The 12,977-nt window shown below is 64.1% G+C and carries 5 protein-coding genes; 2 read left to right on the forward strand and 3 right to left on the reverse strand.

Features of this window, described 5'->3' with window-relative positions; genetic code table 11:
* Positions 1-175: 175 nt before the first annotated feature.
* Positions 176-1,549, forward strand: coding sequence for a septation protein SepH (sepH, locus tag CRD59_RS03215; protein WP_161522268.1), 1,374 nt, complete (start codon positions 176-178; stop codon positions 1,547-1,549).
* Positions 1,550-1,561: 12 nt separating this feature from the next.
* Here the strand turns inward: sepH and CRD59_RS03220 are convergent, their stop codons facing one another.
* Positions 1,562-2,785, reverse strand: a complete 1,224-nt coding sequence (locus CRD59_RS03220; protein ID WP_113853163.1) for an alkaline phosphatase family protein — start codon at positions 2,783-2,785, stop codon at positions 1,562-1,564.
* 116 nt (positions 2,786-2,901) lie between these two features.
* Here CRD59_RS03220 and CRD59_RS03225 point away from each other — a divergent pair, with 116 nt between their 5' ends.
* The gene (locus tag CRD59_RS03225; RefSeq protein WP_113853164.1) at positions 2,902-5,529 is read left to right on the forward strand and encodes a DNA gyrase/topoisomerase IV subunit A; all 2,628 of its coding nucleotides are present in this window, start codon (positions 2,902-2,904) and stop codon (positions 5,527-5,529) included.
* Between the two features lie 84 nt (positions 5,530-5,613).
* On the opposite strand, the gene CRD59_RS03230 is transcribed toward CRD59_RS03225, so the two are convergent.
* Positions 5,614-10,491, reverse strand: coding sequence for an ATP-dependent helicase (locus tag CRD59_RS03230; protein WP_113853165.1), 4,878 nt, complete (start codon positions 10,489-10,491; stop codon positions 5,614-5,616).
* Between the two features lie 80 nt (positions 10,492-10,571).
* Positions 10,572-12,938, reverse strand: a complete 2,367-nt coding sequence (locus CRD59_RS03235) for a DNA gyrase/topoisomerase IV subunit B (RefSeq protein ID WP_113853166.1) — start codon at positions 12,936-12,938, stop codon at positions 10,572-10,574.
* Positions 12,939-12,977 lie beyond the last annotated feature (39 nt).

Here is a 12,977-nt window from a genome sequence, read left to right on the forward strand (position 1 = left end):
CACGAATCACTTCCGCATCCATACGTCGGGAACGTCCTCGACGGCCCCTTTTCGCCGCTCATAGGATACACGACCGTACTGCGGATAGGATACACGAAGTACGATGCTCGTAAAATACCACCTATAGGGCACAATAGTGTATGGGTTTCACTCAATGGGAAGAGAAGGTGGCGGCATGCCTCAGGAAGAGATCGCGAAGGCTCGCTTCGATCATGTCAGCGAACATGGCGAATTGGTGTTCGCCCACAAGCGTGGACTCTTCGCCGTGACGGTTGACAATGCCTTGGATCGCGCCATCCTCGAGGCCAAGCAGATATTGGAGGAGGAGCACGGGACCCCGGTTCCGCACGCGTCCGCCACCCTGCCCATCTCCGCCATCCAGACCGCTATACGTGCCGGGTTCAGCACGGAGCAAGTGGCACAGGAATTCGCTGTGAATGAAGCGCTGGTACGGCGTTTCGCGAATCCCATAGAGACCGAGAAGAAATACGCGGTCGAACAGTTCCTGTCCATGACCGCCCCCAAGCGTGGATCAGCCGGCTCGAACCAGGAGGCGATCAACCGTGCCCTCGGGGCCGCGGAAGTGCCTCTGGGCAGCATCACCTGGAGCGCGACACGCGAAAACCAAGGGCCCTGGAAGATACGGGCCTCCTTCCGTGTGGCGGACCGGGCGATCCAGGCCGACTGGACGTGGAACATGCGCGAGAACACCATCACCTGCCTGAACATGCCGGCCAAGCAACTGCTGGAGGGGTCAGGGGACTTCCTGATTTCACCGACGCCCGCACCAGCCCCCCAATCGGTAACGGAACAGGCGACACAGGCGGAAGCGGGAATGGCCGAGTTTCCATCGGAGCCAGACCAATCGCGACTGAGGGAAGCCGAGCCTGCTGCAACTGGTCCGGCCACTGCCGATGGCGACCAGTCACGGATACGCACCATAGAGATGGCCACGGTGCCGGTCCCCGTGAACGAACCGGCGCGGGAGGCTGTTGCAGTCAGTGAAAAGACTGAATCGACCCGGGACTCCAAGACCACCGAGGCAGATGCCGGAACAAATACAGCGAACCCTTCGGCCGGACATCCTGTTGCCCCCGCAATCCGGCCGGAGCTCCCGACTCCCTCCGCTGTCCGAGCCGAAGATCACTCCCCGGTCCAGCCAGAACGGCACCTACCCGTCCCGCCGCCGGCCGATACCAGCACAGCGGACGGGGAGGAAACCCCTGCCACACCGCCCTCATCTGAGCCCAGCGCACTGACAGCATGGATGTACGGCGGAACCAAACGTATGAAGGAAACTGCTGCCAAGGCCCGCAAGGAAAAGACCTCGAACGCAGACAACAACGAGCGCCGGCGGACCCCGCCCCAGCAACAGGCGACCGGCAGGCCGAAGCCACAGGCAGGACCGCAGGGTGGCAGCGGGGACACTCCAAAACCGACGGGCTTCGAACAGTCCGACGACAAAAAGTCCTCGAACCAACCCAACGCCCACAAAAAGGCGGGCAGGTCAGCCGTGCCTTCCTGGGATGAAATACTCTTCGGCGACTAACCGCCGTTGCGCTCAGACCAGGTCCGACAGGCAGGGGATGTCCGTCTCCAAGTAGGTCTGGGAGCCGTGTACACCCGGCATCCGTGTGGCTGGCTCGGACTGAGAGCGGGTGTCGACCAATGTGGCTCCGCCTTGGCAGGAAATCAATATATCGCCGAAGATCGGCGCCACCCTGTCATCCACCGGACCGAACAGCCCCGACCTGATGGCCTGCGCCTTGGTACGCACCAACGCATTCCCGCCAAGCTCCTCCTGCCACTTCCCGGCCGCCGCCTGCGGATCCACACCCTCGTCCAGATAGAGCATCACCTGTCTTGGCTCTCCGCCCACCAGGCCTATTCCTGTCTGAAGCTCCCGATGCCCGGCCAGGTCGAAACGCCGGTCCGGGTCCGCGGCCACCATGCCGTGGTCGGCAACGATGAGAATCAAGGTGCCTTTGGGGACACTGCGATGCAGGAGAGCCAGCTGCCCATCGACCTTTTCCAAGGAGGCTACCCACTGCTCCCCCTCCCAGCCGTCGGCATGCCCCGTCTTGTCGACATCTCGGATGTACAGGTAGGTCAGGCCTGGCTCCCTGGCGGCTTCGGCCGCCGCTGCAATTCGCTGGGCAGGCGTCAGCCCGCCAATGTAGTCGCTGCCACGCAACGCGGCCCTGGTCAGACCAGAGTCCGCGAAGTTGGGCAAGCCCGACGATGTGACGCGCACCTCCTGGGCTTGCAGGAGCTCGAATACGGTCGGCTGGCGCTGGAGGTCCTCGGGCTCGGGGGCATCGCGGAATTGAATCAGCTGGCTGAGACCGCCGGTGTACGGGTTCAGCTGGGTGTAGCCCGCCATGCCTGTCAGACCAGGGCAGCCACCAGTGCCGAAGACGGCCATGGCCGCAGTCGTCGTAGATGGAAGGCAGGTGCAGATCGGGCGATCGTTCGATGACTCGGAGAGGAGTGAACGCAAGTATGGGGTATGGCCCAACCGCCGTTTGAGATTCCAGTATCCCAGACCATCGACCACGACCACGACCGCCGACCGGACGTCCGGCAGGCCCAGGGCCGCCTGCAGCCCGTCAGGATCCGGGTGCACGGCCGTCGGGGTCGGATGGCCGAGGGCCGCGGACAGAGCCGGTAGCACGGCGGAAAGATGAAGGGCCTGGCCTCGTCCGGCATCGGGACCCACCCGGTCTCCGTAGGTGATGTCCGGCGCCAGCCGTGTCAGCTCGTCCATACTTGGTAAATCAGCCATACCCCCATTCAAGCACTAAGGCGCAATGTCGGGTGACGGTCGCTTCCAAGGGATTGCTTGGGCCCCGCTCCCGCTATCATGGTCCAGCGGACGCAAGAGGCAGGAGCGAGTAATTCATGGCATCGCATCGCAAGAGCAACCCAGGTTACGACATGCGGCAGGTCAAGGAGCACATCGTCGAGACGCCCCTGGGCGAGGAGATGAGCAAGTCCTTCCTGGAATACGCCTATTCCGTCATCTACGCCAGGGCCCTGCCCGATGCCCGGGACGGACTCAAGCCGGTTCAGCGCCGTATCATCTACCAGATGGGTCAGATGGGGTTGACGCCCGACAAGCCCTATATGAAGTCCGCCCGTGCCGTCGGCGAGGTGATGGGCAAGCTCCACCCCCATGGTGACTCCTCGATATACGAGGCCATGGTCCGCCTGGCCCAGCCCTTCGCCATGCGGTTGCCGTTGGTGGACGGCCACGGTAACTTCGGCTCCCTGGACGACGGACCGGCGGCCTCACGTTACACCGAAGCGCGCCTGGCCCCCGCAGCCCTGGGAATGAACGCCGACATCGACCAGGATACCGTCGACTTCTCGCCCAACTACGACAACAAGCTCCAGGAGCCGGCCGTCCTGCCCTCAGCGATCCCCAACCTGCTGGTCAACGGGTCGTCAGGCATCGCGGTAGGTATGGCCACCAACATGATCACCCACAACCTGGGCGAGGTCGTCGCTGCCGCCAAGCACCTGATGGGACACCCTGACGCGGACCTGGACGAACTGATGACCTTCCTGCCCGGCCCCGACCTGCCCGGCGGCGGCGTCATCGTAGGGCGCGAGGGTATCCGCAAGGCCTACGAATCCGGCCGCGGGGCCTTCGTCACCCGATCCGTGACGCACCTCGAGAACGTGACCGCCCGGAAAAAAGCCATCGTGGTCACGGAACTGCCCTTCATGGTCGGGCCTGAGCGGGTACTGGAGCGCATCTCCGAAGGCGTGAAAAACCACAGGATCGAAGGGGTGTCGGGCGCCATAGACCTGACTGACCGTCACAACGGCACCCGCTTGGTCATTGAGCTCAAGTCGGGTTTCGATCCGGCCAAGGTGCTGGCCCAGCTCTTCAAGTACACGCCCCTTGAGGATTCGTTCACAATCAACAATGTGGCCTTGGTCAACGGTCGGCCCCACACGATGGGGGTCAGGGAGCTCCTGGACGTATGGATCAGGCACCGCCGGCAGGTCATCCACCGGCGCAGCGAATACCGCAGGGCCAGGGCCCTGGAACGCCTGCATCTGGTCGAAGGGCTTCTGCTGGCCATGCTCGACATCGACGAGGTCATCCAGGTCATCCGCACCTCGGATGATGCAGCGAGCGCCAAGACCCGGCTGATGGCGGTCTTCGACCTGGACGATGTGCAAGCCGGATACATCCTGGAGCTGCGTCTGCGCCGGCTGACCAAGATGAGCCGGATAGAGCTGGAAGGCGAACGCGACGAACTCAAGCGGCAACTGGAGGCCTTGGAGCTGATCCTGAGCTCCGCCGCAGAACTGGACAAGGTCGTGATCCAGGAAATGGATCAGGCGGTCGCAGAATACGACACGCCACGCCGTACCGTGATCCTGGATGCGGAACCATCCGGGGACCTGGCACCGGTGGCCCTGCAGGGCGATGGAGCGGTGAACGGCGAAGGGGGGCTGGACGCGGTCAAGAAGCTGGGACTGGCCGCATCGGCCGCTTCAGCCAAGGCCTCCCCAGGTGCTGATGCCGCCGGCCTGCAGATGAAGGATGAGCCCTGCACGGTGCTTCTGAGCGCCTCCGGTCTGATCGCCCGATGCGGCGAGGGGGCCATGGACATGTGGCGCAGTCGTTCGGCTGCCGACGGGCGAGCGGCTGACGACCAGATCGTCTCCATCTTCACCGGCCACACGCTGGGCTCCTACGCGCTGATTACCTCGGCTGGCCGCCTGGTCACGGCTCCCGTTGCCGACTTGCCACAGCTGCCGCTGACGTCCTCCCTGAGCCTTGCCGGCGGAGTCGGGGCCGCCGAGCTGCTGGGCTTGACCCAGTCGACCGAACCTGTGGAAGGTGAGCGGGTGGTTGCGGCCATAGACCCGGATGACCAGACGCCACTGGGTCTGGGCACTCGAAGCGGTGTCGTCAAACGCTGGAACCGGCAGTCGCCCACAACCATGGACTCGTGGAGCGTGATTGACCTGGCAGCAGGCGATGAGCTCCTGTTCGCGGCGCCTGCCGGAGACGAGGACCACCTGGTCTTCATCTCATCCGATTCAAGTCTGCTCACCTACGAAGCCGGAAAGGTCAGGCCCCAGGGACGGGGCTCCGCTGGAATGAACGGTATCCGCCTGGCCGAAGGCGAACATGTCATGGCTTTCGCTGTGGTACCGCTGGCTCAGGTTGCCTGGACCTACACCGAGGGAGAGAACGGGCTGACCAGTCAGGCCGGCGCCGTGGTGCTGACCGTGGCCGGGGACCGAGAGGCCCTGCCCGGCACTGAGAACGGGTCTGCGAAGCTCACGCCCTTGCAGATGTACCCGGTCAAGGGGCGCGGCACCGGCGGTGTGCGTTCCCAGCGCTTCCTCAAAGGGCAGAACACGCTGATCACCGCCTGCGTGGGTCCTTGGCCTCTTCACGCCTCCACTGCCTCGGGCCACCCGGTCGACCTTCCCGAGGTGGACATGCGGCGCGATGCCTCCGGGCAGGACCTGTCCGCACCCATCGCCTTCATCGCCTGACCAATCCGGGCCCAAGCTGTTCCGGCCCATGGCCGTGACCCTCTCATATCAGGAAAGGTCAAAGCCAGCGCCTTTGAACCTATGTCAGTAGAGCTTCATCCCTTGCGGACCGAAGGTGAAGCCGGCATGGCGCAGGGCCTGTGCGACCGGGGAATCGGCTTGGAAGGGCCGCCCATTCAGGTCCTTGAAGAAGACCGCACCACTGCGCCGCGCCCGTAACCAGGCTTCCAGCTGACGGCATGCAACATCCAAGACCGGCCTGTCCGCCCCCGTAAAGACAAGCAGGTGGTGTCCCTGAGGAGCTGCGTAGAGGACCAGGGAACCCCTATACAAAACGACCAGGGCTCCGGCTCGGCGGCTGGGCCTGGGCGCTGGTCCGGAACCGTGACCCTCCAGGGGTGGCCAGGGAAGGGCCTTCCCATAGAGATTGGCCGGATCCCGGGCATCAAGGACCACGACCGAATCGTCATCCTGACCAACCTGCCGCTCCTGCCCCTGTCTAAGTTCCGCGACCGTCTCCCGCTGAGCGAACTGGGCACCCCCGAACCCCGAAACAAAGGAACCCCGCATGAGTCGGTCGGCATCCTCCAGGCGCTTGAAGACCGGATACAGCTGGGAGAATGAAAAGGGCGCCTCAAGCTGATCGGCCATCAGCGGAGAGGCCACGCCATCCCGTTCCAAGACCTGTTGGGCCGCCTCCAGTGCCAATTGCGTGTGGTCCGCGAAAGAAGGACCATCGACACGCATGTCCGGCTGCGGGGGAAGCGACCATAAACCAAGTCCGGCGGCCAGCATGGCCGTGGACTCTGTGGGCACGGCTGGATGTCTGCCTGCGGCGGAGATCAAGACCGGCCGGACCGCACGACGCGTGCGGTAGGGGGTGCGAGGCCGACGGTCCCCGGCAGCGGCAGTCAACCGACGGATAGGGGCCAGCGTTGAGGCCGTCAACCGACCCTGCCATACCAAGCGCCAAAGAGCCTCGACCAGCCATTGGCTCACACGGTTCGTGTCATCTTGTTCTCTCAGGCAAGCGGACAGGAGCTGCTTGAAATGATAGGATCCGCCTGAAGCCAGCGCTGCATGCAGCCGTAAGCCCAGTCCCGCCGGCCCATCGTCGTCCTCCGCCTCATCAGTCGTCACTGTAGGCCGTGTCCCATCGCAAGCCGTCACGGGAAGGGCCAGCAAAGGCGAATCGGCCGCGTAGAACGCCAGCTGCCCACCGGACTCGCCACCTGTCCTACGACCCAGCCAGATCAATTCGCCGGCCGACAGGAGCTCATCAAGCATGGCCGGTCGGAAATCCGCCATCCGCGCTGGCAGGAAACCCCCTTCCCACAGGTCGATTGGGAGATATACACCCTCATAGGACTGCAACAGGCCCAACAGACCGTCGGGCCCACGGAAGCGGCCGCGCCCCACCGCCGCCACCCCTTGCCTGTTCAACAGGAAGCGGCTGTATACAGCGGGTTCCACCGGCCGTGCGGCCTTGCGGGCCCGGGCCAGGGACCGCGAGCGCAGACGACGGAAGACCTGCGGGTCGATCCACTGGCCGTCCGCTGTTGACGCTTCACGCCCTTGGCCGGGCGGCATACTACCGCCAGCCTGCTCCAGACCATCCTCCTCCGCCGTGGTAAGTCCCTCTGGAGGCACGAACAACCCGCCCAAAAGCCGGCCGTCCCGACTCAGTGCTTCCAATCCGTCCTTGGCCAGGGCCGGGTTCATGTCGAAGCGATCGGCGATGCGTCCGGTGGTGAATGGTCCGTGTGTGGCGGCATAGGTCGCCACCAGGCCGGCAAAGGCCTTTCGGGAGTCCCGATCATCCACCTTGTAAGCTTGCAAGGCTTTCAAACGTTCCGCATCGGCCAGGCCGGACCACAGGAACCGTCCCCCCACCCGCGTCCGGGCAACGCGTCCTTGGGCCTCGAGAGCGCCGAGATATGCGGAGAGGATCGAATCTTCCGGGTACCGGCGTCCGTCCACCTCCCCCACCGGCTTGAGCCGGACCCGTATTTCAGCTGCCGTGAGAGGTCCCAACAGGCGCAGCAAATCGGCGACACCCTCGGCGCCATGACGGCGCCTGTCGGAGGGGAGGCATTGGAGCTCGGCCTCCAGTCCGGCCGCCAGTTCCGGATCCATGAGCGCCGCGCCTCCAGGTCTGCCTACCAGTTTGGCCAGCAGGTCCGGGTCAATGGAGAGCATGGCGGCCTGGCGTTCGGCCTGAGGCATGTCGTACAGGTACATATATGCGCCCACGTAGCCGAAGAGCAGGCCCGACGCGAAAGGCGACGGCGTGGGGGTATCGACCTGGGTCAGGCGGACTTGGCCCCCGGCGATGGAACGCATGAGGCCTTGCAGGGCCGGCAGGTCGTATACATCCTCCAGGCACTCGCGCATGGTCTCGGCCAGGAGCGGGAAGTTGCCCTGCTCCTGGGCCGCCTGCTGGAGCTGGGAAGCGCGTAGGCGCTGCTGCCATAGGGGCACCCGCCGGCCCGGCTGCGCCCTGGGCATGAATAGGGAACGGGCGGCCACCTGCCTGAATCGGCCGGCGAAGAGCGCCGAAGCAGTCACTTCGGCCCGGATTTCATGCAGTATGGCGGTTGGGTCGAAGACAAACAGCCGGGCCACCGGCAGGTTGATGTCCTCCTGTGGCAGACGCAGGACGATGCCGTCGTCGGCCGCATATACCGATCCGTCGTAACCTCGCTCGCGCTTGAGCCGGGCGGACACGGCCAGAGCCCAAGGCTCGTGCACCCGCCTGCCGTATGGCGAGTGGAGGATGATCCGGCAATCGCCTTCCTCATCCGGACATCGTTCGACGACCAGGTCACGGTCGGAGGGAACCAGACCGGTTGAGGCCCGCTGCTCGGCCAGGAGGGCCGCCAGGTTGTCCAGGCTGTTGGAATCAAGCCCAGCATCGGAAAGCCGTCGCGTCGCCGCATGGTCGAATCGGGCGCTAGGCTTCCCCCCTTCGCCTGCCGCCTGCGATGCGGAGGTCAATCCGTCGGCCAGTTGCCTGGTCATCCGTCCCAGGTTGCGGCCGAAGCCGGCATCGCGCCCAACCCCCTCCCCATGCCAGAAAGGCAGACGGGCCGAGCGACCTGGGGCCGGCTGTACGATGACACGGTCATTGGTGATCTGCCGGATGCGCCAGGAGGTGGTGCCCAAGGTTATGATGTCGCCAACGCGCGATTCGTAGACCATCTCCTCGTCCAGCTCTCCAACACGTCGGGGCGCGCGACTGGACTCCTCCTGCGGCAGGACGACACTGTATGAACCCCGGTCGGGTATGGTGCCGCCGGAGGTGACAGCCAGCCTTTGGGCACCAGGTCTCGCCGCGAGTGTCCCGCCCTTCCTGTCCCATACCAGGATCGGACGGACGAGGCGGAAACGCTCTGAGGAGTATTCGCCAGAGAGCATGGCGATCACACTGTCGAACACCCCCCGGTCCAGCCTGTGATAGGGGGCAGCCCGCCGTACGAGCTCATACCAGTCATCGACCTTGAGTTCGTCCATGGCTGCGGCCGCGACGGTCTGCTGGGCCAGTACATCCAGAGGGTTGGCCAGCACATGGGTCGGTTCGATGGCGCCGGAGAGCATGGCTTCGGCACTGGCCGCCGCCTGCAGTATCTCCCTACGGCTGACCGGGTAAATCAGGGCATGGGACTCGGCTCCGACCTGGTGGTCGGCCCGACCGACCCTTTGCAGGCCTGAGGCGACCGAAAGCGGCGGCGCCACCTGGATGACCAGGTCGATCGAACCCATGTCGATACCCAATTCCAGGCTTGAGGTCGCCACGACGCAGCGCAGTTCGCCGGCTTTCAATGCCTGTTCGATCTGCCGTCGACGTTCCTTGGACACCGATCCGTGGTGGGCCATGGCAATCGTATCCGAACCGGCGCAGACACGTTGGGAGGTGGATCCGTTGACGGAAGAATAGTGCGTCGGTCCGTCCGGCTCTGCCTCTTTGTCAGCGGCCTGCTTCCGGTGGGGTTTCCGACTGTCTCCGGCAAGCTCATTGAGGCGGGCCGTCAGCTTCTCCGCCAGTCCACGCGAATTGACGAAAACCAGCGTCGTATGGTGAGCGAGCACCTGCTGGAGTATCGATTCCTCTATGGCCGGCCAGACCGACCGTGTCCCGGCCGACCGGTCGTCATCTTGGCCTGTCCCGCTTTCCTTGCCGGTTCCCAGGTCACTCATATCCGGCACAGGCTCGACCACTTTCAGATCCAGGCGCGCAGGTCCGGCCGGATTGACGATGGTGACCGGCCGGTCACCTCCCAGGAAGGCCGCGACTTGGTCCAGAGGCCTGACCGTGGCCGACAGGCCGATGCGCTGGGCCGGTGAACCTGTCAGCACATCCAGTCGTTCCAGACTGAGTGCCAGGTGGGCGCCGCGTTTCGAGCCGGCCAGGGCGTGTATTTCGTCGATGATGACCGTATGCACACTGCTCAGGGCCTTACGTGCTTTGGAGGTGAGCATCAGGTAGAGCGACTCGGGTGTGGTCACCAGTATGTCCGGCGGGTGGGTTGCAATGGCCCGGCGGCCCTTCGCATCGGTGTCGCCTGAACGGACCGCCACACTGACGGATGGTGCCGATAAGCCTTGGGCCTCATAGACATCCGCGACCCCCTCCAAGGGCGTCTCCAGGTTACGTGCCACGTCTGCACCCAGGGCCTTGAGCGGCGAGACATAGAGCACTTTCACTCCGGCGGCGGCACCGGTGTCGGCTTTCCTCCGCCTGCCCGGCCCTTCCCCGGCGCCCGCCAAAAGCGTATCGATGGCCCAGAGGAAAGCGGCAAGCGTCTTGCCCGAGCCGGTCGGGGCCACGACCAGGGCATCGTCGCCGGAACGTATGGCAGGCCATGCAGCGGCCTGCACCTGGGTGGGCCGTCCGAATGTTTCAGCGAACCAAGCCCGGGTCTGAGCGGAAAAGCCTTCAAGTACCCCGTCATTACCCGTCATGTCTGGTCACCATCCGAACATGGACCACCCGGGACCCATGCCCGTTCACGCTGCAGTGCAAGCATGCCCCCACCTGCGAATCAGGTATCGATCTTGGAACGGTCGAAGTCGTCGGCGTTCTCCACGATGAACCGCTTGCGAGGGGGAACTTCGTCGCCCATGAGCAGAGGGAAGATTCGAGAGGCCTGTTCGGCATCCTCCATGCGAATCCTGCGCAGCATGCGGGTCCTGGGATCCATGGTGGTATCGGCCAGCTGGTCGGCGTCCATTTCACCCAGGCCCTTGTAGCGCTGGATGTCCTCCTTGTAGGCGATGCCCTCTCGCTTGAGTTCGGCCAGCTTGCCTTCCAGCTCGTCGTCGGAATAGGTGTACAGGTACTCACCTTTGTGCTTTCCGGCCAGGGAGATCCGGTGCAGGGGCGGGACGGCGGCGTAGACGTGCCCCTCCTCGATCAGGGGACGCATGTAGCGGTAGAAGAGGGTCAGCAGGAGAATGCGGATGTGGGCGCCGTCGACGTCCGCGTCGGTCATCATGATCACCTTGTTGTAGCGGGCCTGGGAGATGTCGAAGTTGGCACCTGAACCAGCCCCCACAACCTGGATGATCGAGGCGCACTCCTTGTTCCCCAGGATCTGCGAGATCGAGGCCTTCTGCACGTTCAGGATCTTGCCACGGATGGGCAGGAGCGCCTGGAAGGCTGAGTTGCGGGCGGCCTTGGCCGTTCCCAGGGCGGAGTCCCCCTCCACGATGAACAGCTCGGCGATATCATCATTGCCGGGCATGCAGTCGGAAAGCTTCGACGGCATGGAGGCGGATTCCAGCGCGTTCTTGCGGCGAGTCACCTCCTTGGTCTTGCGCGCCTGGATCCTCGCGTGCATCTCTCCGACGATCTTTTCCAGGACCCTCCCGGCCTGCTCCTTGAAACCACGCTTGGAGCCGGTGATCATCTGGCCGAATTGGTCGTCGGTCATTCGGGTGACGATCGGCTTGACCTGCGCGGTGCCCAACACGTCCTTGGTCTGCCCCTGGAACTGGGGCTCGGCGATGCGGACGGTTATGACGGCGACGAGGCCCGCCAGCACATCGTCCCGCTCGATCTTGGTGTGTGGATCCTTGAGATTCACCTTGAGCTTGCGGGCGTTGGCCTCCACGACCTTACGGACCTCGCGGGTCATGGCGTTCATGAACCCGTCCACGTGCATGCCCCCGCCCGGGGTGGCCACCACATTGACGAAAGAACGGATCGTGGAATCGTAGTCGTTCACCCAGCGCAGTGCTATGTCCACCCCGCAATCGCGCTCCACCTGCTCGGCGTGCAACTCCCCGTCGGGGCCGACTCTCTGCGTCTCCTCCTGATAGGTGGCTTCACCGGAGATGTGCCAGATGTCACAGACCGGTTCCCCCTTGGACAGATAATCGACGAAGTCAACCACTCCGCCTGTGTGCAGGAACTCTTCGATACGTTTATGGCCCTGTGAATCGTCAGGCGCCATCGGAAGTGCCCGGCCATCATCCCGGGAAGGCGAAGCCGCATCCCCGTCTTCGCCGGCATCCTCCCCCGCTGCCGCGGATAATGATTCTGCCCCGCCGACAACCGGCCGGGTCCCGTCGGTTTCCTCCTGCTGGGGCGCAGGTGCCTGCGCCGAACTGGCCTGTCCGGCATCATCCATCTCCAGAAGCCGGTCGCGACCAAGGTCACCGGTGGATTCGATGCGTTCGTCGACCACAGTGATCTTGAGGCCGGGCACCAGGAAGCTGGTTTGCCTCACCCGGTCGATCAGCTGCTGATAGCTGAACTCGGCGGTGTTGTTGAAGATCTCAGGATCGGTCCAATAACGGATGCGGGTGCCGGTGTGCTTCCTGGGGGCGGAGCCTACCACACGCAACGGTGTGGGACGTCCCTTGCGCGTGCGCTTGAAGGGTGAGTCCGGCGAGGGATGATCAGGGTCCGCATCCGAATAGGCACCCGGATGACCCTGGTGAAACTCCATCCGGTATGTCTTGCCGTCACGGTCCACCTCCACGTCGAGTCGTGAGCTCAGGGCGTTGACGACCGAGGATCCTACACCATGCAGGCCACCCACCGCCGTATACGAGGCATTGCCGAACTTGGCGCCCGCATGCAGCTTCGTCAGCACCACTTCCACACCAGACAGTCCGGTCTTGTGCTCGACATCCACCGGTATGCCGCGACCGTTGTCCTCGACCTCGATCGAACCGTCCGTATGGAGCGTCACCTTGATATCGTCACAAGCACCGGCCAGTGCCTCGTCCACCGAATTGTCGATGATCTCCCACAGGCAATGCATCAGCCCCTGGCTGTCGGTCGTGCCGATGTACATGCCAGGACGCTTGCGCACAGCATCCAAACCCTCCAGCACGGTCAACGAATCCGCACTGTATGATTCCTGCCTGCCGCCTGCAGTCCGCTTTCCAGTAGTCGCCATATCCCTTACCGCTTCAGTCGCTCGTCCTCTCGCCCGCAG

Source organism: Bifidobacterium xylocopae, assembly GCF_003315615.1.
Taxonomy (GTDB): Bacteria; Actinomycetota; Actinomycetes; order Actinomycetales; family Bifidobacteriaceae; genus Bombiscardovia; species Bombiscardovia xylocopae.

Bases quoted from the DNA above. Each gene is read 5' to 3' on its own strand.
- sepH (WP_161522268.1), top strand. From the start codon at position 176: ATGCCTCAGGAAGAGATCGCGAAGGCTCGCTTCGATCATGTCAGCGAA.
- CRD59_RS03225 (WP_113853164.1), top strand. From the start codon at position 2,902: ATGGCATCGCATCGCAAGAGCAACCCAGGTTACGACATGCGGCAGGTC.
- CRD59_RS03220 (WP_113853163.1), bottom strand. From the start codon at position 2,785: ATGGCTGATTTACCAAGTATGGACGAGCTGACACGGCTGGCGCCGGAC.
- CRD59_RS03235 (WP_113853166.1), bottom strand. From the start codon at position 12,938: ATGGCGACTACTGGAAAGCGGACTGCAGGCGGCAGGCAGGAATCATAC.
- CRD59_RS03230 (WP_113853165.1), bottom strand. From the start codon at position 10,491: ATGACGGGTAATGACGGGGTACTTGAAGGCTTTTCCGCTCAGACCCGG.